The organism is Nocardioides dokdonensis FR1436 (assembly GCF_001653335.1).
Lineage (GTDB): Bacteria > Actinomycetota > Actinomycetes > Propionibacteriales > Nocardioidaceae > Nocardioides > Nocardioides dokdonensis.
On sequence record NZ_CP015079.1, the window covers coordinates 965407 to 988815 of the forward strand.

Sequence of the window (23409 nt, forward strand, 5' to 3'; positions counted from 1 at the left end):
CCCGTCACCTCAGGCCGTCAGCACCAGGCCGTCGTCACCGAGGTCGACGCGGACGGTCTCCCCGTCGGTGACCTCGCCGCCGATCAGCAGCCGCGCGAGCGGGTCGCCGATGGCGGTCTGGATCAGGCGCCGCAGCGGCCGGGCGCCGTACGCCGGGTCGTAGCCGGTGTCGGCGAGCCAGGCGCGAGCCGCCTCGCTGACCTCGATCGTGATCCGGCGCCCCGCCAGCCGCTTCTCCAGCAGCGCGAGCTGCAGGTCGACGATGTGGGTGAGCGCGTCGCGGCTCAGCGCCTCGAACTGCACGATCTCGTCGAGCCGGTTGAGGAACTCGGGCTTGAAGGACGAGCGCACCACCGCGAGCACCGAGGCGCGCTTGGTCTCGGCGTCGAGGTCGGGGTCGACGAGGTACTGCGAGCCCAGGTTGCTCGTCAGCACCAGCAGCGTGTTGCGGAAGTCGACGGTGCGGCCCTGCCCATCGGTGAGGCGTCCGTCGTCGAGGACCTGCAGCAGGATGTCGAAGACCTCCGGGTGCGCCTTCTCGACCTCGTCGAGCAGCACCACCGAGTAGGGCCGGCGACGCACGGCCTCGGTCAGCTGGCCGCCCTCGTCGTAGCCGACGTAGCCCGGAGGCGCACCGACCAGCCGCGAGACCGAGTGCTTCTCGGAGTACTCGCTCATGTCGATGCGCACCATCGCGCGCTCGTCGTCGAAGAGGAAGTCGGCCAGCGACCGCGCCAGCTCGGTCTTGCCGGTGCCGGTGGGGCCCAGGAACAGGAAGGAGCCGGTGGGCCGGTTCGGGTCGGCGATGCCCGCCCGCGAGCGGCGTACGGCGTCGGCGACGGCACCGACCGCCTCGTGCTGGCCGATCAGCCGCTGGCCGATCACCTGCTCCATCTCCAGCAGCTTGGCGGTCTCGCCCTGGAGCATCCGCCCGGTGGGGATGCCGGTCCAGGCCTCGACGACGTCGGCGATCTGCTCGGGGCCGACCTCCTCGCCGACCAGCGGCTCGACGCCGACCTGGCTGCTCTCGGCAGCGGCCGCGGCCTCGATCTGCTTCTCGAGGTCGGGGATCCGGCCGTACAGGATCTCGCTGGCCCGGCCCAGGTCGCCGTCGCGCTGGAGGCGCTCGGCCTCGCTGCGCAGCGTGTCGAGCTGGCGGCGCAGCTCGCCCTCGCCCTCCAGCGAGGTCTTCTCGGCCTCCCAGCGGGCCTCGAGCCCGCGCAGCCCCTCCTCGGAGTCGGCCAGCTCGCCGCGCAGCGCGGCCAGCCGCTCGACCGAGGCGGCGTCGCTCTCCTTGGCGAGCGCGAACTCCTCCATCTTGAGGCGGTCCACGTGGCGGCGCAGCTGGTCGATCTCCTCGGGTGAGGACTCGATCTCCATCCGCAGCCGCGAGGACGCCTCGTCGATGAGGTCGATCGCCTTGTCGGGCAGCTGACGCCCGGAGATGTAGCGGTCCGAGAGCGTGGCCGCGGCCACCAGCGCGGCGTCGGTGATCCGCACCCCGTGGTGCGCCTCGTACTTCTCCTGGATGCCGCGCAGGATCTGGATGGTGTCCTCGACGCTGGGCTCGCCGACGAAGACCTGCTGGAAGCGGCGCTCCAGGGCGGGGTCCTTCTCGATCCGCTCGCGGTACTCGTCGAGGGTGGTGGCGCCGATCATGTGCAGCTCACCGCGCGCCAGCATCGGCTTGAGCATGTTGCCGGCATCCATCGCGGAGTCGCCGCCGGCGCCCGCACCGACGACGGTGTGCAGCTCGTCGATGAAGGTGATCACCTGGCCGCCGGCGTCCTTGATCTCCTCGAGCACGGCCTTGAGGCGCTCCTCGAACTCGCCGCGGTACTTCGCGCCGGCCACCATCGCGGCCAGGTCGAGCGAGAGCACCCGGCGGCCCTTGAGCGAGTCCGGCACGTCGCCGGCCACGACCCGCTGGGCCAACCCCTCGACGACGGCGGTCTTGCCGACGCCGGGCTCACCGATCAGGACCGGGTTGTTCTTCGTGCGCCGGCTCAGCACCTGCACGACCCGGCGGATCTCGGCGTCGCGGCCGATGACCGGGTCGAGGCGGCCCTCCTCGGCGGCGGCGGTCAGGTCGAGGGAGTACTTCTCGAGCGACTCGTACGTCGACTCCGCGTCCTGGCTGGTGACGCGCCGGTTGCCGCGCACGGCGGTCAGCCCCTCGCGCAGACCGGCCTCGGTCAGCCCGGCGTCGGCGAGCACGTTCTGGGCGCTGGACGCGGTGCCTGCCATCGCGATCAGCAGGTGCTCGGTGGCGACGTACTCGTCCTTCATCGACGTGGCGAGGTCGAGCGCGGCCGCGAGCAAGCGGGTCAACGCGGATGAGGCGGCGGGCTGCTGGACGGTCGCACCGCTGGCGCGGGGCAGCGCCTCGAGCGCCGCGCCGGCGCCCGCGACGAGCTGCTGGACGTCGATGCCGGCCTTGGTGACCAGGCTGCGGGCGATCCCGTCCTCCTGGCCGAGCAGGGCGACGAGCAGGTGGACGGGCTCGGTGTGGCTGTGGCCGGAGGTGGTGGCGAGGCGCTGGGCGGTCTCGATGGCCTCACGGCTGCGGGTGGTGAACTTCTCGGCCCCGAACTGGCTCACGATGGGTCTCCTCTGGGCAGCGGTGGAACTGGGGAAGAAGTGCGACGGCACGGGCACGGACCCGCTGATTGTCGCTCTCATGGGTGACAACGCGCCAGAAGTTGAGTCTGTTCCGCTCAACTCTGATGAGATGGTTCTTTAACGAAAACCGTCCCCGGCCACGCCGCTCCGCCCTACGGTGGACGGCGGAGCAGGACCCACCTGGGGAGGAGGGGTCCGGGAGGGGATCCGGTGACAACCTGGGCCGGCGCGCCTGGCGCCAGCACGACCGCCAGCACGACTGCCAGCACGACCGCCAGCACCACCACACGCACAGGCGCCCGCGCGGCGCCGCGCGTCGTGATCGTCGACGACACCGACGACCTGCGCGAGCTGCTGCGGATGGTCCTCACCCGGGGCGGGTACGACGTCGTCGGCGAGGCCGGCCACGGGCGGCAGGGCATCGAGGTGGTGCGGGAGACGCGGCCCGACCTGGTGCTGCTGGACCTGTCGATGCCCGGGATGGACGGCCTCGAGGCGCTGCCCTCGATCCGGCGCAGCGTGCCGGACGCCACGGTCGTGGTGCTCTCCAGCTTCGGCGCCCCGCAGATGTCCGAGCGGGCGCTGGCGATCGGCGCCCACGGCTACGTGCAGAAGGGCGCCTCGCTCGAGTCGATCCTCACCTACGTCGACACCCTGACCTCCCGCGGTCCCGGCCCCCGCGCGCGCACTGCGCCTCCCGCACCGCCGTCACCGGGAGCGGCCACGACGATCTCGTGGTGGCAGGCGCTCAGTGCCGCACCGATGGGCATCGTCGAGCTGGCGGACGAGCCGCTGTTCCGCATCGTCTTCGCCAACCCCGCCGCGCAGCGGCTGCTGGGCGGCACCTCCAGGACCGGCACGCCGCTGGGCTTCGCGTCCGCCCCGCTGGCGAGCCTGGTGGCCTACCACCGCCTCGATGACGATGCGACGTTCGAGGTCGAGCTCGACGGCGCCTCGGTGCGGGCGACGATGCGGCGTACGGGGTCGTCGCTGCTGGTGTTCCTCGACTCCGCCCGCGACGACGTGGGGATGCTGCGCCGCGCGATCGCGACGACGGCCCAGGAGGTCCGCGGACCGGTCGCGGTGATCTGCGGGATCGCCGAGGCCCACGAGTGGGACGACGACGACCTGGGGCCGGAGGCCCGCTCCCGGCTGATGACCTCCGTGGCCCGACAGGCCCGGGTCCTCGACACGATGACCGCCGACCTGGTCACCGCCGCCCAGGTCCAGGCCGGCACGCTGCGTGCGGAGCTGCGCCCGGTCCGGGTGGATGCGCTGGTCGCCTCCGTGGTCGACGACCGGCACCGGGGCGACGCCGACCCGCCCGTGGAGGTGCGCGTCGACGACGGGCGAGCGGTGCGAGCCGACCCGTCCAGGCTGCGGCAGATGGTCGGCAACCTGCTGACCAACGCGCTGAGGTACGGCCGCGCACCCTTCCTGGTGCACGTGCGCGGCGACGGCGACCGGGTCTGCATCGACGTGGTCGACCACGGGCCGGGGGTGGACGAGGCGGTCCGGTCACACCTCTTCGGCGAGTTCACCCGCGCCGCGGGGGCGGTCACCACCGGCACCGGGCTGGGGCTGTACGTCGTCCGCGCCCTCGCCGAGGCGCAGGACGGCTCGGTCTCCTACGAGCCGGGCCGCTACGGCGGCTCGGTGTTCACGATCTCCCTGGCAGCGGTCCCGGCGCCACCACCCCGCGACCCGGCGCAGATGTCGCACTGACCCGGCGCACAGGTACGCCGGGTCGGATGGATGTTCGGGCCGGGTCAGCGCCCGCGGCGCCACACGACCAGGGAGCCGGAGGCATCGGGGGCGCGCAGCACCGGGAGCTTGTTGGGCGCCAGCTCGCCGCGGCGTACGGCGACGGCCTGGCGCAGCGCGGCCCGGGTCGCCTCGAGCTCGGCCACCAGCTCCTCGTTGCGCACCGACAGCGCCAGCACCTGGTTCTCGAGGTCGAGGATGCGGCGCACGCCCTCGATCCCGATCCCGGCGCCGGAGAGCGCGGCGATCTCGCGCAGCTTCTCGATGTCGCGCGTGGAGTAGCGGCGCCCGCCGCCCCCGGTGCGCCCGGGCGTGATCAGGCCCAGGCGCTCCCAGGTGCGCAGCGTCTGCGGGTGCAGCCCGGTGAGCTCGGCGGCCACCGAGATGACGAAGACGGCGGCGTCGGGGTGGGCGTCACCGAAGGGGTTGCCCGACCGCCCGACCATCAGGCACCGGCCTGCTCGAAGAGGTTCGCACGCAGCGGCTTGGCGGCCGTCGCGGCGCGGTAGGCCTCGACCGCGGCCCGGGTCTCGGCATCGAGGACGGCCGGCACCTGGACCTCGACGGTGGCCAGCAGGTCACCGTGCGAGCCGTCGGCCTTCCTGGCACCCTTCCCGCGCACCCGGAAGGTGCGACCGTTCGGGGTGCCCGCCGGCAGCCGCAGCGTCACCGGCGACCCGCCCAGGGTCGGGATCCGCACCTCGGCACCGAGGGCCAGCTCGTCGAAGGAGACGGGCACGTCGATGGTCAGGTTGTCGTCCTTGCGCCCGAAGACACGGTGCGGCGAGACCCTCACGCTGACGAACAGGTCGCCGGCCGGGCCGCCGTTCTCGCCCGGGGCGCCCTTGCCGCGCACCCGGATCCGTTGGCCGTCCTTGACCCCGGCGGGGATGCGGGCCTGGATGGTGCGCGCCGAGCTGCCGCGACCGGTGCCACGGCAGGTGGGGCACGGCTCGTCGTAGACGAGCTGGCGTCCACCACAGGCCGGGCACGTCTCGTTGACGGAGAACGAGCCGCCCATCGACGCGACGACGAAGCCGGCGCCCTCGCAGGTGGTGCAGATGTGCGGCTTGGTGCCGGGCTTGCCGCCCGAGCCCGCGCAGGTCTCGCAGGCCGACTCCGAGGAGAGGCGCAGCGAGATGGTGACGCCGTCCATGGCGTCGGTGAAGCTGATGGTCGCCGAGGTCTCGACGTCGTTGCCCTGGGTGGGCCGCGGCCGCGTCGTACGCCGCCGTCCGCCGCCGGCGCCGCCCCCGAAGAGGTCGCCGAACATGTCGCCGACGCCGCCACCGGCCCCGCCGCTGTCCCGCAGCAGGTCCTCCAGGTTGATGCCCTGCTGGCCGCCGTGCTGGCCGCCGCCGAACCCGCCACCGAAGCCGCCGCCCGCGCCGCCGGAGGCGTAGAGGCGGCGCATCTCGTCGTACTTGGCGCGCTTGGGCTTGTCGCCGATGACGTCGTAGGCCTCGGCGACCTTCTTGAAGGTGTCGTGCTTGGCGGTGTCGCCGGGGTTGGAGTCGGGGTGGTTGGCCCGGGCGAGGCGGCGGTAGGCCTTCTTGATCTCCTCGGCCGAGGCGTCCTTCTTGACGCCGAGCACGGCGTAGAAGTCCTTCTGCGCCCAGTCGGCTCGAAAGCCGTCGTTGTCGCTCACGCGGGGACCTCCTCGCTCGTGTGGCTCGTGGCCGGGACGGGTCGTGTGGGTGGGGCTGGGTGGAGCCGGGGCGTCGCGGGCCGGCCGGAGCCGGCCCGCGACGGGTGCTGCTAGGAGACGTCCTCGTCGGCGTCGCCGGTGGGCTCGCCGCCGTCGGCACTCGCGGGGCCGTCGGCGGGGTCGACCACCAGGACCTGCGCGGCGCGCACCACCCGGTCACCGATGCGGTAGCCGGCCTTGGCGATCACCTTGCAGGTCGTGACGCTCACCTCGGGATCCTCCCCGATGTGGGAGAGCGCCTCGTGGAAGCGGGGGTCGAAGGCGTCGCCGGGCGCGCCGTAGCGGATCAGCCCGGCCTTGCCCACGGTGTGCTCGAGCTGCTCGGCGACGGCCTTGAACCCGCCGTCGAGCGCCGCCCCCGTCTTGTCGGCGGAGTCCCGCGCCCGGTCGATGGTGTCGAGGACCTCGGTGATCGGGGCGAGCGCGGCGTACGTCGCGTTCTCCTTGATCAGCTCGCGGTCCCGCTCGACGCGGCGCTTGTAGTTGACGAACTCGGCCTGCAGGCGCTGGAGGTCCAGGGTGCGCTCCTCCAGGGCGATGCGGGCCAGCGTGAGCTCGTCGTCCGCCGCGTCGACCTCCGACCGCGGGGCCTCGGGGTCGGTGCCGACGGACGGCTCCCCGCCCGACGCACCCTCCTCGACCTCGGTGTCCTCGGTCATCTCGGCGGCCTCCGCGGGGAAGGACCCCTCCGGCGGCGGGATGTTCTGGTCGTCGCGGGGCTCGGTCACTTCGCCTCGCCCTCGGCGGCGCCGTCGGTGCCGTCCTCGTCCACGACCTCGGCGTCGACGATGTCGTCGTCGCCCTCACCGGTGGCGCCGGTGGTGCCCCCCGCAGCGGCCTGCTCGGCCTCCGCGGCGGCGTACATCGCCGCACCCATCTTCTGGCTCGACTCGTTGAGCTTGGTGACGCCGGCGTTGATCTCGTCCGCGTCGGCGTCGTCCTTCTCGAGGGTCGCCTTGAGGGCGTCGAGGTCGGCCTGCACCTCGGTCTTCACGTCCTCGGGCAGCTTCTCGTCGTTGTCGGCGAGGAACTTCTCGGTCGTGTAGACGAGCTGGTCGGCCTGGTTGCGGGTCTCGATCGCCTCGCGACGCTTGGCGTCCTCCTCGGCGTACTCCTCGGCCTCGCGGACCATGCGGTCGATCTCGTCCTTGCCCAGCGCCGAGCCACCGGAGATGGTCATCGACTGCTCCTTGCCGGAGCCCTGGTCCTTGGCCGAGACGTGCACGATGCCGTTGGCGTCGATGTCGAAGGTGACCTCGATCTTGGGCACGCCACGCGGGGCCGGGGGCAGACCGGTCAGCTCGAAGTTGCCGAGCGGCTGGTTCTGCGCCCACATCTGGCGCTCGCCCTGCGCGACCTTGATCTCGACCGACGGCTGGTTGTCGTCGGCGGTGGTGAAGATCTCCGAGCGCTTGGTCGGGATCGTGGTGTTGCGCTCGATGAGGTTGGTCATCACGCCGCCCTTGGTCTCGATGCCCAGGGAGAGCGGGGTGACGTCGAGGAGCAGCACGTCCTTGACCTCGCCCTTGAGGACACCGGCCTGGAGCGCGGCGCCGACGGCGACGACCTCGTCGGGGTTGACGCCCTTGTTGGGCTCCTTGCCGCCGAGCAGGTCCTTGACGACCTCGGTGACCGCGGGCATCCGGGTCGAGCCGCCGACGAGCACGACGTGGTCGATCTTGTCGATCGCGACGCCGCCGTCCTTGAGCACGGCCTTGAACGGGGTCTTGGTCCGGTCGAGCAGGTCCGCGGTCATCTTCTGGAACTCCGAGCGCGTCAGGCGCTCCTCGAAGTGCAGGGGACCGGACTCGCCGTGGGTGATGTAGGGCAGGTGGACCGTGGTCTCGGAGCTCGAGGACAGCTCGATCTTCGCCTTCTCGGCGGCCTCCTGGAGGCGCTGCTTGGCGATCTTGTCGGCGGCCAGGTCGACGCCGTTGTTGTCCTTGAACTTCTTGACCATCCACTCCACGACGCGGGCGTCCCAGTCGTCACCACCGAGGTGGTTGTCGCCCGAGGTCGCCTTGACCTCGACGACGCCCTCGCCGATCTCGAGCAGGGACACGTCGAACGTGCCGCCACCGAGGTCGAAGACGAGGATCGTCTGGTCGTCGCCCTTGTCGAGGCCGTAGGCCAGCGCGGCCGCGGTCGGCTCGTTGACGATGCGGCTGACGTTGAGGCCCGCGATCTCGCCGGCCTCCTTGGTCGCCTGGCGCTGGGCGTCGGAGAAGTACGCCGGCACGGTGATGACCGCGTCGGTGACGGGCTCACCGAGGTAGGCCTCGGCGTCGCGCTTGAGCTTCTGCAGGACGAACGCGCTGATCTGCTGCGGCGTGAAGTCCTTGTCGTCGATCTTCTGCTTCCAGTCGGTGCCCATGTGGCGCTTGACCGAACGGATGGTGCGGTCGATGTTGGTGACCGCCTGACGCTTCGCGACCTCGCCGACGAGGACCTCGCCGTTCTTGGCGAACGCGACGACCGAGGGGGTCGTGCGCGCACCTTCGGCGTTGGCGATGACGGTGGGCTCGCCACCCTCGAGGACCGACACGACGCTGTTGGTCGTGCCGAGGTCGATTCCGACCGCTCGGGCCATGGTTGTTACCTCCAACTAGGACGGATCAGGGAAAGTAGGTGAGCGACCATCGTGCGTCGCTGCCCGCAGTCTGACAAATTTCTTGAGCGGGTTCAACTCAACTTTGCTCACTAGGCTCAATGCAATAGCGGGTCGGTTCATTCCCGTGCTTGGGTGCGACCATGAGCAGACTGGTCCTGCGTCCCCTCCGCCTCGACGACGAGGCCGTCGCCCGTCTCGCCCACGAGGAGCTGGCCGGTGTCTTCGGCTTCCTGATCTTCGCCCGCGAGGGCGAGCCCTGGGCCGCCTACCTCGACCGGATCGAGGGGCACCGGCGCGGCGTCGGGCTCGATGAGGGGATGGTCGCCAGCACCTTCCTGGTCGCCGAGGTCGACGGCGAGGTCGTCGGGCGCGCCTCGGTGCGCCACGAGCTCAACGCCTTCCTGGCCACCTGGGGCGGTCACATCGGGTACGGCGTGCGGCCGGCGTACCGGCGCCGGGGCCACGCCACCGCGATGCTGCGCGGCTGCCTGGAGGTGTGCCGCGACCTGGGCATCGAGCAGGCGCTGGTGACCTGCGACGTCGACAACGTCGCCTCCGCGGGGGTCATCGAGGCCTGCGGCGGGGTCTTCGAGGACGTCGCCCCCGCCGGGGAGTCGGTCGCGGCGAAGAAGCGCTACTGGGTGCCGACCGGGCTCTGAGTGCACCCGTCGCCCGCTGTGGCTAGACGTGCGCCGCGAGCGGTGACCTGCGGAGGTCGGCGCCGGTCTCGACGTACGCCGCCTGAGCCCGCAGCCGGGCGGTGAGCCGCTCCCGCTCGGGGGCCCAGCGGTCGATCTCCCCGGCGAGGAACCTGAGCAGGTCGGCGTCGGCGCTGCGATCGCCCCCCATGTCGATGGCGAGCACCGTGACGCGCACCGTCCCGCCCTCGCCGCTCGCGCGCAGGGCCAGCTGGCCGGCCCGGTTGCGCTCGAGGTCCAGTGCGGCGGCTCGCGCCCAGGAGACGCTGCGGGTCGGCAGCAGCGCGATGCGGTGGTGCAGCGTCCCGTCGCCCGTGTCCACCCACGTGCGACGCCACACGACCGCGGTCACGGCGAGGGGCAGCACCACTGCGAGGAGCACCGCCATGACCCGGTTGGTGCCCGTCTGGGTGGCCACCCCCCAGCCGACGACCGCGATGACTCCGAGGACCGTGACCGCCATCGACAGCCACACCGTGGGTCGCTGCGACACCAGCCGCGGGATCCCGACCTGCTCGCCCTCAGCCACGTCGCGCCTCCTGGCTCAGAGCAGCCCGGCGAGGCGCAGCGAGATGTCGACGACGGAGACCCGCTCGAGCGCGCGCACCTCGTCGAGGGTGAACCAGCGGGCCTCGTCGGTGCTGCCGTCCTGCTCGGCGGTCAGCTCCCCGCCGGTCACCTCGGCCCGGAAGATCGTGCGCACCGCCTTGAGCGAGCGCCCGCTGTCGTTGAGGCGGCGGTGCGGGGGCAGCACGTAGGTGTCGACGCCGAGCAGCGCCCCGAGGCGGACGTCGTAGCCGGTCTCCTCGCGCACCTCGCGCACCACGGCCTGCTCGACGCTCTCCTCGATCTCCACTCCCCCGCCGGGCATCGTCCACTGCCGGCGCGAACCCTCGTTCCACAGGGCGAGCAGGACGCGCCCCTGGGCGTCGGTGATGACGGCGTACGCCGCGAGCCTGGTGTCGTACTCGGTGTAGTGCACGTGAGCATCCTCTCCCCACCGTGGTCGTGATCGAGGAATGACCTGGGTGGTGATGGGCATTGTGGATCCTATGAGCGTTCCCACCATCACCCTGAACAACCAGACGCAGATCCCCCAGCTCGGCTTCGGCGTGTTCCAGGTGCCGCCCGAGCAGACGGCGGACACCGTGACCAAGGCCCTCGAGGTGGGCTACCGGCACATCGACACCGCGCAGATGTACGGCAACGAGCAGGAGGTCGGCGTCGCGCTCGCGAACGCCGACATCGCGCGCGACGACCTGTACGTGACCAGCAAGCTCAACAACGGCTTCCACCGTCCCGACGACGCGCGCCGCGCCTTCGACGACACGATGGCCAAGCTCGGCCTCGACCAGATCGACCTGTTCCTCATCCACTGGCCGCTGCCGACGCTGTACGACGGCGACTTCGTGTCGACCTGGCAGACCCTGGCCGAGTTCGTGGCCGACGGCCGCGCCCGCTCGATCGGCGTCTCGAACTTCCAGCCCGCCCACCTGGAGCGGCTCGTGCAGGAGACCGGGATCGTGCCCGCGGTCAACCAGATCGAGGTGCACCCCTACTTCACCAACGAGGACGCCCGCGCCGCCTCCATCCGGCACGGGATCGAGGTCGAGGCGTGGTCCCCGATCGCGCAGGGCGCGGTGCTCTCCGACCCGACGATCGGCGAGATCGCCACCGCGCACGGCAAGTCGGTCTCCCAGGTGACGCTGCGCTGGCACATCGAGCGCGGCGACATCGTCTTCCCCAAGTCGATGCACGAGGAGCGGATGCGCGAGAACTTCGACATCTTCGACTTCTCCCTGTCCGTCGACGAGGTCGCCACGATCGCCGGCCTCGACCGTGGCGCCGAGGGCCGCCGCGGCCCCGACCCGGACACGTTCGACTACGTGCCTGGCTGAGTCGCTTCGCGGTTTCCCCGGGTACCCGGGGAAACCGAAGGCGTTGGGGTGTTGCAACACCCCAACGCGTACAGATTCCCCGGGTACCCGGGGAAACCGTTGACGCCCGGCCGCCTACGAGGTGAGCCGGGCGGCGACGTCCTCGGCCTCGGCGCGGGTCCAGGCCTCACCGATCTGCAGGGTCGACCCGATCCCGTCGGCCACACGCGGCAGCGCCACCAGCGCCCCGTCGACGACCACCGCGAAGCGGCCCTCGGAGCCGACCAGGCCCGAGGTCAGCCCGGCCATGGCGTCGGTGGCGGCGGGGTCGAGGCCGACCTGGACGGCGTACCCCCGCTGCAGCTCGACGACCTCGACGCCGGCGACACCGCCGTCGACCTCGGTCGGGCCGAGCAGGAAGCCGGCGCCGAGCAGGTCGCAGGCCAGCATCGGTTCGGCGGCGGGCCCGTTGGTCGTGGGCGCGCGGCGCAGGCAGTCGAGCCGCTCGAGCCGGCGCACGAGCGCGGCCTCCACACCGTCGGGCCGTTCGCCCTGCACCGCCAGGACCGGGCGGGCCTGGAAGGCCGCCCCCGGCGCCGGAGCCCCGGTGGGCGTGGCGCCCTGGGCCGTCGGCGTCTCGCCGGCGCCGGCGTCACCGCCCGCGTCACCGCCCGCACCGCCGTTCGTGCCACCGCACCCCGAGACGGCCGCGAGCAGCAGCGGGATCACCAGCAGGGTCGGGCGCATGCCTGGATCCTACGGACCCGCGCGAGGGTGTGTCGGCGGGAAGCGGGTCAGCCGACGGTGACGCGGACGTCGTTCGAGGAGGTGCCGGAGTCGTTGTCGACCACGCGGAACCGGTTGACGCCCTGGCTGCTGGTCTGCACGAAGGTCGTGAACGTCTCGTTGCTGACCACGGCCGTGACGGGGAAGTCCTGCCAGTTGCCGCCGACGAACTTCTCGACCTGCAGCACGCGTCCCTCGCCCCCGGGGTAGACGCCGGTCAGGTCGATCTGGCCCATCGGGGCGACCTGGGTCTGGCCGGCCGACAGGGAGATCTCACCCTCGGCCTTCTTCGTCTTCTTGGGCTTCTTGGGCTTCTCGCTGGGCGCGGACCCCTTCTTGGGGTCCGCCGACAGCGTGAGGAGCGGGCCGGACGGGGCGTCGGTCTTCTGCGGCTTCGGCAGGTACAGCGAGGCTACGTCGGTGGTCGCGGTGGTCGCCGACCCGCCGTCGACGCCCAGGACCCGGGTCACGGCCAGCGCACCGCCGCCGAGCACCAGGCCCACCGCGAGACCGACCCCGACCAGCGCGAGCAGCCCCGTCAGCACGGGGCGATCGTCGTGAGGGGGCACCTGGGTCTCCGGTCGGTCGGCGCGGCGGATGTCACCAGCATTGTCGCGGAGAGGTGACCGCGAACCAAGCTAGACCCCGCGCTTCCACACGATCTGCTCGTGCAGGCGGCGGCTGCGCCAGCCCTGCGCGGTCCGGACGAGCTCGTGGTGGTAGATCCCGCCGAACTCGACGATCTTCTCCCCGCCGGCCCCGTCGTCCATCGGCATCGGGTTGTGGAAGTACGCCGAGCAGGTGGCGGTGTCGCCGTCGACGACGGTCTCGAGCTGGCCCAGGGTGTGCATGCGCTTCGGGAAGAAGGCGGGCAGCACCTCGGCCAGCCACGGCTTCACGGTCGCGACGTCGCCGGAGATCCCGCCGGACTCGGTGTAGTCGATGACCGCGTCCGGGGTGAAGACCGTGTCGAGCCGGTCCCAGTCATCGGTGTCGATTGCGCGGGTGTAGCGCACCAGGACGTCGGCGATCTCGAGCCGGTCACTTATCTGCTGCAGGTCCATGGAGGTGAACTCTGGCACAGAACTGAAACACGTTCTAGTGTGTGGCCATGCGTTTCACCTATGCCGAGGCCATGACCCGCACCGAGCTCTACGCGCCGCTCGCCCAGGCGGCCGAGGCCGCCGGCTACACGTCGATGACGGTCGCCGACAGCCTCATCTACCCCGAGGTGTCGGACTCGACCTACCCCTACACCGACACCGGGGGCCGCGAGTTCCTGCTCGGCAAGGACTTCGTCGAGACGATGGTGATGTGTGCGCACCTCTTCGCGCACACCACGACGCTGCGCCTCACGCCGTTCGTCCTCAAGCTGCCGGTGCGTCCCCCGGTGCTGGTGGCCAAGCAGGCCTCCAGCCTGGCCGCCCTGTCGGGTGACCGGCTGAGCCTGGGTGTGGGCCTCTCCCCGTGGCCCGAGGACTTCACCGCGATGGGCGTGCCGTGGGCTCGACGCGGCAAGCGGATGGACGAGTGCCTCGACATCGTGCGCGGGCTGACCTCGGGCGAGTTCTTCTCCTACGAGGGCGAGTTCTTCACCATCGAGTCGATGCAGCAGCGTCCCGCGCCCGGGCGGCCGATCCCGCTGCTGGTCGGCGGCCACGCCGACGCCGCCCTGCGCCGCGCCGTGCGCAAGGGCAACGGGTGGATGCACGCGGGCGGCGACGGCGAGGAGCTCGACCGGCTGCTGACCCGCCTCGCCGAGATCCGCACGGAGGAGGGCGACACCCGCGACGACTTCGAGGTGCACGTGATCTCCTACGACGCCTACGACCTCGACGGCATCAAGCGCCTCGAGGACAAGGGCGTCACCGACTGCATCGTCGGCTTCCGGGTGCCCTACATCGAGGGCCCGGACACCGAGACGCTGGAGACCAAGGTCGCCCACCTGGAGTCCTACGCCGAGAAGATCATCAGCAAGGTGGGCGCATGAACGCCCCCGCGCAGGAGCCCACCGAGGACCCCGGCTGGGACCTCACCGCCCCGCTGCGCGAGGCGATCGCCGAGGCGGAGCGCCTGGTCGCGACCGCGCCGTTCATCCGCACCGAGCAGGACCGCCTCGAGGGCTACGACTACCTCGCGGGGCGCATCCGGATGGCGATGCAGATGGCCTTCGACCACGACCTCGACCGGCCGCTGTTCATCAACGCCACCCACCAGTTCTCCCGTCAGGGCCTGGACAACCCCGACGCGGTCTACTTCAGCGCCTACCTGCGAGAGGGGGTCGAGTACGTCGTGCGCGGGCGCCGCGGCACCTCGGCCGACCTGTCGTTCCAGGTGATGGGCGGCGCCTACACCGCCGACTCGACCGCCACGTCGCTGCTGGCCTTCGACGACCGCGAGCTCGACATCGCCGAGGACGGCTCCTTCGAGCTCCACTACACCGCCGAGCCCGGCGCCAAGACGTTCATCGTGCGCGAGGTCTTCAACGACTGGGACACCGAGGAGCGCGGCACGATCACCATCGAGCGCACCGACACCCTCGGGAAGCCGGCGCGCGAGCTGACCCGGGAGCTGCTGGCCCGAAAGTACGACATCGCGGCCCGCACCCTCACCGGGTCCATCCAGACCTGGTTCGCCTTCCCCCACTTCTTCCAGTACGCCGAGCCCGTCAACACCCTCACCGCCCCGCAGCAGACCCCCGGCGGGCTGGCCTCGCAGCGCTCCTCCATCGGCCACTACGAGCTCGCCGAGGGCGAGGCGATGCTCATCACCGTCCCGCGCTGCGACGACTGCTCCTACCAGGCGGTGCAGATCGGCTCCGACTGGTACGCCTCGACCGACTACGAGACCCACCAGACCTCGCTCACCAAGGCCCAGGCGGTGACCGACCCCGACGGGCTGATGCGCTTCGTGGTCTCCGAGCACCCGCCCAGCGGCCGCGACGACGCGCCGTACCTCGCCAACTGGCTGGAGACCACCGGTCACCGCACCGGCTCGGTGATGCTGCGCTGGCAGCGCCTCGAGCGCGACCTCGGCCCCGAGGACGGCCCGACCGTGCAGGTCGTGAAGCTCGAGGACGTGCCCGGCCTGCTGCCGCACCTCGCCCCGCTCACCCAGGAGCAGTACGCCGAGCGGATCACCGCCCGGCAGCGCTCCGTCGCCCGAAGGATGATCAGTTGAGCCCCACCGCCACCTCCACCGTGCCCGACCACGCCGCGATCGACGCGGCGTACACGCCCGCACCGCTGCTGGCCGGCAAGGTCGTCGTGCTCTCCGGGGTCGGTCCCGGCCTGGGCCGGGCGCTCGGCGAGGAGGCCGCCCGGATGGGTGCCGACCTGGTGCTCGTCTCGCGCACCGAGAAGCGTCTGGAGAAGATGGCGGAGGTGGTGCGCTCGCACGGTCGTCGCGCCCTCGTCGTGCCCACCGACGTCACCGACGAAGCTGCCCAGCAGCGGCTCGTCGAGCGGGCGCTCGAGGAGTTCGGCCGCGTCGACTGCCTGATCAACAACGCCTTCGCGATCCCGCCGATGGACCCGATCAGCACCATCGGCCTCGAGGCCCTGCGCGCGGCCAACGAGACCAACGTCTTCGCGCCGCTGCGGCTCTCGGCGGCCTTCGCGGATGCGCTGGCCGCGGCCCCGGGCAGGCCCGGCGGCTCGATCATCATGCTCAACTCGTGCGTGCAGTACTCCTCGCAGCCGGAGTTCGCCGGCTACAAGCTCTCCAAGGGCGCGCTGGCCCACCTCGCCTCGTCGCTGGCCACCGAGCTCGGCCCGCGCGGCATCCGCGTCAACAGCGTCGCGCCGTCCTACATCTACGAGGACGTCAACAAGGCCTACTTCGACTGGATCGCCTCGGAGTCCGGACGCACCCACGGCGAGGTGTACGCCGAGAAGGCGGCCCCCACCGACCTGCAGCGGCTGGCCTCCCCGGTCGAGATCGCCCGGGCCACCCTGTTCCTGGCCACCGACCTCGCCTCCGCGGTCAGCGGGCAGACCCTGAACGTCGACTGCGGGGAGTTCCACTCGTGAGCGAGGCCGGCGGGGCGAACGTGATGACCCGCGAGCGCGCCGACGTCGGGTCCTACGAGGACATCGTGGCGGCCGCGGAGCGCACCACGGGGATGAGCGACTTCGGTGGCGACGCCCACGAGGAGGGCCTGCGGGTCCTGGTCGAGGACCTCAACAGCCCCGAGGCGGGCCTGACCGGTCGCGGGAACTACTTCCAGCGCTCCGAGGTCAAGAGCGCGCTCGTCGGCCGGCTGCTCACCCAGGCGCAGTTCAACGCCCAGCCCCAGCACGCCGACGTACCCGTCGAGCGGCCGATCTTCGTGATGGGCCTGCCGCGCACCGGCACCACCGCGCTGCACCGGCTGCTGGTCTCCGACCCGGGGCACCAGGGGCTGGAGATGTGGCTGACCCAGTTCCCCCAGCCGCGCCCGCCGCGCGGGACGTGGGAGGCCGACCCGATCTTCGCCGCGATGCAGGAGGCGTTCAGCGCCCACCACGTCGAGGACCCGGAGTACATGGGGATCCACTACATGGACGCCACCTCGGTCGAGGAGTGCTGGCGGCTGCTGCGCCAGACCGGGAAGTCGAACTCCTACGAGTCGCTGGCCAACCTGCCGCGCTACACCGACTGGCTGCGCGGCCAGGACTGGACCGACGCCTACGCCCGGCACCGGCAGAACCTGCAGCTGATCGGGATGAACGACCCCGAGAAGCGCTGGGTGCTGAAGAACCCCTCGCACATGACCGCGCTCGACGCCCTGATGCGTGTCTATCCCGACGCCCTGGTCGTCTACACGCACCGCGACCCGGTGTCGTGCATCGCCTCGTCGTGCTCGCTGTCGGCGGCCACCACCGCGGGCCACTCCGACACCTACGTCGGCGGCGTCATCGGCCACACCCAGCTCGACCTGTGGTCGCGGGCCTACCACTCCTTCCACGACGCCCGGCCGCGCTACGACCAGGCGCAGTTCGTCGACGTCGACTTCGCCGACCTCCAGGGCGACCCGATCGGCACCGTCCGGGGCGTGTACGACGCGTTCGGGCTCAGCCTGTCGGCCGAGGCGGAGGCGGTGGTGCGCGAGATCGACGCCGAGGCCCGCTCGGGCCACGCCCGACCCTCGCACCAGTACTCGCTCAAGGACTACGGACTCTCCGAGACCCAGGTGCGTGACGCCTTCGCCCGCTGACCGCGCGGGACGTCATACGTCTGGCGCCGACGGACGTCCCGCCCGTATGACGTCCTCGGTCCTCAGCCCAGCGGCTCGCCCTCGCAGCAGTTCGCCTTAAACTTGCAGTGCGGGCAGAACCAGCGGGTGGCGATCGGGTCGAACTCGTGGCCGCAGGCCATGCAGGAGTAGTAGCCGCTCATGGTGGACCAGCCTGCCACGCGATCACCCCTCGCCGCGGGCGGCGCGCACCGCACGCTCGGCAACGGCGTGCTCGTCGGTGCGCGCGTCGTAGGACCAGAAGTCGCGCAGCCACAGCGCGGTCGCGCCGACCCCGACCACGCAGGCGACCCCGCCGCTGGTGATCGAGCCCCGCACCGACCACAGGTCGGCGGTGATCCCGGCCCGGACCTGGCCACCGAGCGGGCCCAGCGAGTAGGACAGCATCTCGATGCCGGCCAGGCGCCCCCGCATCCCCTCGGGGATGGTCTGGCTCCACACGATCCCGCGGAAGACCCCCGAGACCATGTCGGCGGCGCCGGAGAGCGCGAAGAAGGCCGCGACCAGCCAGAACGACGGCATCAGCCCGGCCAGCGCGATGCACACGCCGTACGCCGCCGCCGCGAGCACGATCGCCCGGCCGTGGTGGTGCACCCGCCCGGTCCACCCCGACAGCGCGGTCGCCACCAGCGCCCCGACCGTCTCGGCCGAGTAGAGCAGCCCGAGCAGCTCGGGGGCCTCGAAGACCGTCTCGGCCAGCGCGGGGAAGAGCACCACCGGCATCGCCAGCAGCATCGCGGCGATGTCGACGAGGTAGGTGCCGAGCAGGTCGCGGCGACCCATCGCGTAGCGCATCCCCTGGGCGATGCCGGCGAGGCTGGGCGCGGTGGTCTCCTCGCGGTGCGGGTAGGAGGTCATCGCGAGGTACATCAGCGTGGCCACCGCCAGTCCGACGACGTCGACCACGAAGCACCAGCCCAGTCCCACGAAGGCGATCAGCAGGCCACCGAGCGCGGGCCCGACCAGCACCCCGATCTCCATGCCCAGGCTGGTCAGCGCCTGCGCGGCGGGGATCTCGTCGTGGCGCACCGTGCGCGGCATCAGCGCCTCGCGGGAGGGGCGCTGCATCGACGAGGAGGAGGCCAGCACCGCGGCGAGGACGAAGACCAGCCACAGGTGCGGGTCCGGGCCGAAGGCACCGAAGGCGTTGGCAGCGAGCACCGCGGTCGCGACCGCCTGGGCCACGCCCGTGCCGACCAGCAGCCTCTTGCGGTCGACGTGGTCGGCCAGGGCGCCGCCGTACAGCGCGAAGACGACCAGCGGCACCAGCTCGACGAGGCCGACCGCGCCGACCGCGAAGTTGGACCCGGTGACCCGGTAGACCTGGAACGGGATGGCGACGTAGGTGACCATCGCGCCGAAGTAGAAGACCGTCCCGGCCACGAACAGCAGCCGGAAGTCGCGCGAGGTCTGCAGCGGGGCCAGGTCGATGCGCAGCCCCCGCAGCCGCTCAGCCCAAGTCATGGTCGATCACCGATCCAGGTTTCCAGCCGCCCGACCCGCACGCGACCTATTTGCCGGGTGGGCGCGACATCTGCGCCGGGTCGGCGCGACATCTGGGCCGGGTCGGCGCGACATCTGCGCCGGGTCAGCGCGACATCTGCGCCGGGTCGGCGCGACATCTGGGCCGGGTCAGCGGCGGGCGACGTGGATGCGGGCGCCGTCGCGGGGCACCGAGGTGATGTTGCGGACCTTCGGCCCATCGGCGACCGGGGTGGTGACGTCGTGGACGCGCAGCACCTCGCGCAGCACCGCGACCCCCTCCATCTGGGCGAAGCCGGCGCCGATGCAGCGGCGTACGCCGCCGCCGAACGGGATCCAGGTGTTGGTCGGCGGGTGCTGGCCCAGGAACCGCTCGGGACGGAAGGCGTCGGGGTCCGGGTGGTGCTCGGAGCGCTGGTGGGCCACGATGATCGAGGGGCCCACGGTCGTGCCGCGGGGCAGGTCGAGCCCGCCGATGGTGGCGGGGCGCACCAGCGTGCGCACCACCATCGGGATGACCGGGTGCAGCCGCATCGACTCCTTCATCACCGCCTCGAGCCACGCGTCGTCCTCGGGGGTGGTGCCGTCGGCGGCCTCCTGGCTTCGGCGCAGCAGCGCCGGGTCGCGGCCCAGCTCGTAGAGCGCCCAGGAGAGCGAGGTCGCGGTCGTCTCGTGCCCGGCCAGCAGCAGGGTGACGAGCTGGTCGCGCAGCTCGGTGTCGGTGAGCCGGTCGGACTCGTCGGTGCTGCCGGCACCGTGGCGGATCAGCCGGGAGAGCACGTCGCTGCGCTCCGCGAGGTCCGGCGCCGCACGCCGCTCGCGGATCTCGGCGTAGATCAGCCGGTCGAGCTCGGCCTGGTTCTGCACGGTGCGGCGCCACGGCCCGAAGCGCTGCAGCGCCGGGTAGCCCCAGCCGAGCAGCACCGCGGGACTGATGTCGACCGTCGCGTTGACCCGCGGTCGCATCGCGGCCAGGCGCCGCTCGTCGGTGACCCCGAAGACCACGCGCAGGATGACCTCGAGGGTCAGCACGTTCATCCGGTCCAGGGCCCGCAGGGTGACCCCGTCCGGCCAGTGCGCCGCCTCGTCGGCGGCGAGGTCGGTGACCAGCGAGCGGTACTCGCGCAGCGCGGCCCCGTTGAAGGCCGGCATCAGCAGCTTGCGGGCCCGCTGGTGCTCGGCGCCGTCCTGGAGCAGCAGCGAGTGCTCCCCCATCACCGGCCCCAGGATCGCGTTGCCCTTGCCGGCGTGGAACACCGCCGGGTCGGCGGCGAAGATCTCCTTGGTGTGCTCGGGACGCGTGAAGAACACCAGCGGTCGGCCCCCCGGGACCAGCCGCACGGTGAAGACGTCGCCGTAGGTGCGGTGCAGGTAGGGGTGGAACCAGTGCCGGAACCGCATCAGCGCCGCGCTCTGCACCAGCACCGGCCACCGCGGCCCCGGCGGCAGCCCGTCGAGGTCGACCGGCGGCAGGTCCGCGCTGCCCACCGAGGCCCCGCTCATCCGGCGGAACCGCTCCTGGGTCAGGTCACCTGTCTCGGGCAGTGCGTCGAGCTCGGCGATCTGAGAAGTGGCCATGTCACATACTAGGAGTACGCGACCCCGTCTTGTCGAGGCTCAGCCGGCAGCCGTCCCTGGCACCAGGTGCCGGGTGAGGAAGTGGACCTGGTGCGCCAGCACGGCGTCGAAGTGCGCCTTGCCCGGCCACACGTCGAAGTGGTCGCCCGGGTAGTGCCGGACCTCGGCGCGCCCCTTGACCGCCGCCTTGGCCGCCGCGTGCGGCGGCGCCAACCGGTCGAAGTCCTCGATCTGCACCAGCAGCGGGCAGGTGACCTCCGCGGCCCGCTTGCCGGGCCGGTGGCCGCCCAGCTCGAGGGCGACCGCGGCGTCGACCTCGTTGCGGAACGACGGCCCGGCCAGCGCCAGGTAGTCGTCCTTGCAGCCCGCCAGGGTCAAGGCGCCCTGCTGACCGGGCTCGGCGACGACCGGCACCATGACCGGGCCCCGGCGGGAGGCCAGCAGCCTGCTGCGCACCCCGTCGACGGTCGAGCGGCCCAGGGTCAGCGCCGAGTGGTGGCGCAGCGCCAGTCGGCCGGCCGCGGCGCCGTCGACGAGCGGGGTCAGCGAGACCACCGCAGCGACGTCGTCGCGTCCCGCGGCGACCGCCAGCACGTGCCCGCCGGCGAGCGAGACGCCCCAGAGCACGAGGCGGCGCCCGTCGACGCCCGGCAGGCCGGCCGCGGCCTGCGCGGCGGCGCGGTAGTCCTCGAGCTGGTCGGCCACCGAGACCCGCTGGCGGGTCCGGCCGCCGGAGAGACCGAAGCCGCGGTAGTCGAAGGCGAGCACGTCGAGACCGGCCGCGGCCAGGCCGTCGGCGAAGGGCAGCAGCCCGGAGTCGACGGTCCCGGCCAGGCCGTGGGCCATCACCACGACCGGACGCCCGGCCGCGCCCGCGAGCCCGTCGTGGGCGGCCGGCACGTGGGTGGCCACGCACTCCTCGCCCCCGGAGGCGAAGCGCACCTCGCGGTGCCCGGGGGAAGCGGTGGTGTCCGGGGCCGCCGAGGCGGTGGTGACGGTGGTGGTGTCGGTCATGACGTCCTCCCATAGATGGTGCGCAGCCACACCGTGACCACGCCCTCGACCAGCTCCTCGCGCCCGAGCGGCCCGCCGACGGCGATCCGCTCCAGCATCCGGTCGTTGAGCTCGAGCAGCACGGTGGCCAGCGTGGCGGCGGGTACGCCGCCCGGGGCACGGCCGGCGGCCCGCTCCTCGTCGATCATCGCGGCCACGACCGGCACGAAGGACTCCCGGTCGGAGTCCCACAGCTCGCGCACCGCGGGGCTGGTGGCGCGCGCCTCGAGCGTGGCGCGGCACAGGTGCTCGTGCTTGTCCCAGCTGGCGAAGACGCCGCGGATGGTGGCCTCGATCCGCTCCTGCGGCGTGCCTGCGGCGGTGAGGTGCGCCGCGGCGGCCGAGGTGTCGTCGTACATCTGGCCCATCAGCGCCGCGACCGCCGACGCCTTGTTCTCGAAGTAGAAGTAGAAGGCGGAGCGGGTCACCCCGGCCCGCCGCGAGATCTCGGCGATGTTGATGGCCTCGAGCGAGGAGTCCTGCAGCAGTCCGTCCAGCGCGGTGAGCAGGGCGGCGCGGCGCTGGTCGCCGCGCGGGGTGCTCTGCGCGGTGTCGACGTCGGTCACCGGGTGCCCGCGAGCAGACCGCCGCCGAGGCGCTCGGCACGCTTGACCCCTGCCGGGATCTCCTTGGTGCGCAGGTCGTGCTCGTAGAGGAAGTAGTCGAGCTGCTGGGTGTGCCGCGGCCGGTCGAGCACGTGCCCGGTGTACTTCTGCTGGTCGGCGTCGATGACCTGCTCCCGGCTCGCGGCGTCGGGCAGGCGGTAGCGACCCACGGCGTAGGCACCGAGCAGGCGCGCCTGGGACTCGACGAACGGGAAGAGCGTCGGGGTGGCCTGGGCGAAGCCCATGAAGACCACGTCGTCGCGCTCGGGCAGGAACATCCGCTTGAAGAGGCGGATCTGGTTGTCGGGCGCGCTGATGACCGCGGGGTCGAAGAAGGGGAAGGTGATGTTGTAGCCGGTCGCGTAGACGATGATGTCGAACTCGCCGGACGTGCCGTCCTCGAAGTGCACCGTGGAGCCGTCGAGCAGCGAGACGTTCGGCTTGGGCGTGACGTCGCCGGAGCCCAGCCGCAGCGGCAGCTCGACCGACTGCGTCGGGTGCGCCTCCCCGAACTTGTGGTTGGGCTTGGGCAGGCCGTACAGCTCGGGGTTGGAGCCGGCCATGAACTGCATCTTCTGCAGCATCTTGCGCTGCCAGGCCAGCGGCAGGTACGGCGTGGTCACGTAGTACTTGTCGGCCGGCACGCCGCCGGTGTACTTCGGCACGATCCAGGCGCTCGAGCGGGTCGAGAGCGTGACCTCGTTCTGCAGGCTGCGGCTCGAGAGCTCGACGGTGATGTCGGCGGCGCTGTTGCCCAGGCCGACCACGAGGATCCGCTTGCCGCTGAAGTCCAGCGGGTCGCGGGGGTCGATGTAGTGGTGGGAGTGGATCTCGGTGCCGGTGAACTCACCGGGGAAGTCGGCGATGCGCGGGTCCCAGTGGTGGCCGTTGGCGACCACGAGCAGGTCGACGTGGCGCTCCTGGCCGGACTGCAGCCGCAGGTCCCAGCCACCGCCCGCGGCGGGGGCGGCGTGCTCGACGCCGTTGCGGAACTCGATGTGCTCGCGCAGGCCGAACGTGTCGGCGTAGGAGTCGAGGTAGTCCTTGACCTGCGTGTGGTGGGGGAAGTCGGGGTAGTGCTCGGGCATCGGGAAGTCCTTGAAGGACAGCCGGTGCTTGGAGGTGTCGATGTGCAACGAGCGGTAGGCGCTGCTGTGCCCGTTGGGGTTGGCGAAGGCCCAGTTGCCGCCGACGCGGTCGGAGGACTCGTAGCAGGTGTAGGGGACGCCGTAGTCGCCGAGCATCTTGCCGGCGGTCAACCCGCTGATGCCGGCGCCGATGACGGCGGTGGTCGGCGGGGTCGGATCGGGCACGAGGTCTCCTGGGGCAGCGGGGGTGTGACGTGGAGCACGCTAGATCGCCAATTGACGCGCGTCAACTGTGCCCGGG

General features: G+C 71.9%; 23 protein-coding genes. 7 read left to right on the forward strand and 16 right to left on the reverse strand.

The genetic code is table 11. The features are described from left to right. Positions 1-9 precede the first annotated feature (9 nt). Positions 10-2601 (reverse strand): ATP-dependent chaperone ClpB, encoded by a 2592-nt coding sequence (clpB, locus tag I601_RS04660; RefSeq protein WP_068106938.1) that lies wholly within the window; start codon positions 2599-2601, stop codon positions 10-12. 231 nt (positions 2602-2832) lie between these two features. Here clpB and I601_RS04665 point away from each other — a divergent pair, with 231 nt between their 5' ends. After that, positions 2833-4347, forward strand: a complete 1515-nt coding sequence (locus I601_RS04665; protein ID WP_068106940.1) for an ATP-binding response regulator — start codon at positions 2833-2835, stop codon at positions 4345-4347. A gap of 44 nt (positions 4348-4391) precedes the next feature. Here the strand turns inward: I601_RS04665 and I601_RS21930 are convergent, their stop codons facing one another. The 4 genes from I601_RS21930 to dnaK all read right to left on the reverse strand — a co-directional run bounded on the left by I601_RS21930 (position 4392) and on the right by dnaK (position 8684). Next, positions 4392-4832, reverse strand: a complete 441-nt coding sequence (locus I601_RS21930) for a heat shock protein transcriptional repressor HspR (RefSeq protein WP_068106942.1) — start codon at positions 4830-4832, stop codon at positions 4392-4394. Then, entirely contained in the window at positions 4832-6034 is a 1203-nt protein-coding gene (locus I601_RS04675) for a DnaJ C-terminal domain-containing protein (protein WP_068106944.1), read from the reverse strand. The genes I601_RS21930 and I601_RS04675 overlap by 1 nt, the downstream gene beginning before the upstream one ends. Positions 6035-6144: 110 nt before the next feature. Next, positions 6145-6822 (reverse strand): nucleotide exchange factor GrpE, encoded by a 678-nt coding sequence (grpE, locus tag I601_RS04680; protein WP_068106946.1) that lies wholly within the window; start codon positions 6820-6822, stop codon positions 6145-6147. Then, positions 6819-8684 (reverse strand): molecular chaperone DnaK, encoded by a 1866-nt coding sequence (gene dnaK, locus I601_RS04685; RefSeq protein ID WP_068106948.1) that lies wholly within the window; start codon positions 8682-8684, stop codon positions 6819-6821. Before dnaK ends, grpE begins: the two co-directional genes overlap by 4 nt. A gap of 161 nt (positions 8685-8845) precedes the next feature. On the opposite strand from dnaK, the gene I601_RS04690 reads away from it, so the two are divergent. Continuing rightward, positions 8846-9364, forward strand: a complete 519-nt coding sequence (locus tag I601_RS04690; RefSeq protein WP_068106950.1) for a GNAT family N-acetyltransferase — start codon at positions 8846-8848, stop codon at positions 9362-9364. 22 nt (positions 9365-9386) lie between these two features. On the opposite strand, the gene I601_RS04695 is transcribed toward I601_RS04690, so the two are convergent. Further along, positions 9387-9932 carry a hypothetical protein gene (locus tag I601_RS04695; protein ID WP_068106952.1) on the reverse strand — a complete coding sequence of 182 codons (546 nt, stop codon included), beginning with the start codon at positions 9930-9932 and terminating at the stop codon, positions 9387-9389. 15 nt (positions 9933-9947) lie between these two features. Further along, a complete protein-coding gene (locus I601_RS04700) occupies positions 9948-10385 on the reverse strand; it encodes an NUDIX hydrolase (RefSeq protein WP_068106954.1) in 438 nt (145 codons plus the stop codon). Between the two features lie 70 nt (positions 10386-10455). Here I601_RS04700 and I601_RS04705 point away from each other — a divergent pair, with 70 nt between their 5' ends. Continuing rightward, a complete protein-coding gene (locus tag I601_RS04705; RefSeq protein WP_068106956.1) occupies positions 10456-11301 on the forward strand; it encodes an aldo/keto reductase in 846 nt (281 codons plus the stop codon). 114 nt (positions 11302-11415) lie between these two features. Here the strand turns inward: I601_RS04705 and I601_RS04710 are convergent, their stop codons facing one another. From I601_RS04710 to I601_RS04720, 3 genes are all read right to left on the reverse strand, one after another. Beyond that, entirely contained in the window at positions 11416-12027 is a 612-nt protein-coding gene (locus I601_RS04710; protein WP_068106959.1) for a SecDF P1 head subdomain-containing protein, read from the reverse strand. A 47-nt stretch (positions 12028-12074) separates the two neighbouring features. Beyond that, positions 12075-12611, reverse strand: a complete 537-nt coding sequence (locus tag I601_RS04715; RefSeq protein WP_068106961.1) for a hypothetical protein — start codon at positions 12609-12611, stop codon at positions 12075-12077. A gap of 93 nt (positions 12612-12704) precedes the next feature. After that, positions 12705-13130: a nuclear transport factor 2 family protein gene (locus I601_RS04720; RefSeq protein ID WP_068106963.1), complete on the reverse strand. Its 426-nt coding sequence runs from the start codon at positions 13128-13130 to the stop codon at positions 12705-12707. Positions 13131-13177: 47 nt separating this feature from the next. Here I601_RS04720 and I601_RS04725 point away from each other — a divergent pair, with 47 nt between their 5' ends. The 4 genes from I601_RS04725 to I601_RS04740 are packed head-to-tail and all read left to right on the forward strand — an operon-like array spanning position 13178 to position 17263. Then, positions 13178-14056: a TIGR03619 family F420-dependent LLM class oxidoreductase gene (locus I601_RS04725; protein WP_068114375.1), complete on the forward strand. Its 879-nt coding sequence runs from the start codon at positions 13178-13180 to the stop codon at positions 14054-14056. After that, positions 14053-15246, forward strand: a complete 1194-nt coding sequence (locus I601_RS04730; RefSeq protein ID WP_068106965.1) for a hypothetical protein — start codon at positions 14053-14055, stop codon at positions 15244-15246. The genes I601_RS04725 and I601_RS04730 overlap by 4 nt, the downstream gene beginning before the upstream one ends. Next, positions 15243-16097, forward strand: a complete 855-nt coding sequence (locus tag I601_RS04735; RefSeq protein WP_237089551.1) for an SDR family oxidoreductase — start codon at positions 15243-15245, stop codon at positions 16095-16097. Before I601_RS04730 ends, I601_RS04735 begins: the two co-directional genes overlap by 4 nt. Next, positions 16094-17263, forward strand: a complete 1170-nt coding sequence (locus I601_RS04740) for a sulfotransferase family protein (RefSeq protein ID WP_237089552.1) — start codon at positions 16094-16096, stop codon at positions 17261-17263. Before I601_RS04735 ends, I601_RS04740 begins: the two co-directional genes overlap by 4 nt. 62 nt (positions 17264-17325) lie before the next feature. Here the strand turns inward: I601_RS04740 and I601_RS21525 are convergent, their stop codons facing one another. The 6 genes from I601_RS21525 to I601_RS04765 all read right to left on the reverse strand — a co-directional run bounded on the left by I601_RS21525 (position 17326) and on the right by I601_RS04765 (position 23333). Further along, complete coding sequence (locus I601_RS21525) at positions 17326-17445, reverse strand: hydrogenase maturation nickel metallochaperone HypA (protein WP_218917749.1); 120 nt, start codon at positions 17443-17445, stop codon at positions 17326-17328. 22 nt (positions 17446-17467) lie between these two features. Then, the gene (locus I601_RS04745; RefSeq protein ID WP_068106967.1) at positions 17468-18766 is read right to left on the reverse strand and encodes an MFS transporter; all 1299 of its coding nucleotides are present in this window, start codon (positions 18764-18766) and stop codon (positions 17468-17470) included. 168 nt (positions 18767-18934) lie between these two features. After that, positions 18935-20362: a cytochrome P450 gene (locus I601_RS04750; protein WP_157519882.1), complete on the reverse strand. Its 1428-nt coding sequence runs from the start codon at positions 20360-20362 to the stop codon at positions 18935-18937. Between the two features lie 39 nt (positions 20363-20401). Then, entirely contained in the window at positions 20402-21376 is a 975-nt protein-coding gene (locus tag I601_RS04755; protein WP_068106969.1) for an alpha/beta hydrolase, read from the reverse strand. After that, positions 21373-21981 carry a TetR/AcrR family transcriptional regulator gene (locus tag I601_RS04760; protein ID WP_068106970.1) on the reverse strand — a complete coding sequence of 203 codons (609 nt, stop codon included), beginning with the start codon at positions 21979-21981 and terminating at the stop codon, positions 21373-21375. The genes I601_RS04755 and I601_RS04760 overlap by 4 nt, the downstream gene beginning before the upstream one ends. Further along, entirely contained in the window at positions 21978-23333 is a 1356-nt protein-coding gene (locus I601_RS04765) for a flavin-containing monooxygenase (protein ID WP_068106971.1), read from the reverse strand. The genes I601_RS04760 and I601_RS04765 overlap by 4 nt, the downstream gene beginning before the upstream one ends. Positions 23334-23409 lie beyond the last annotated feature (76 nt).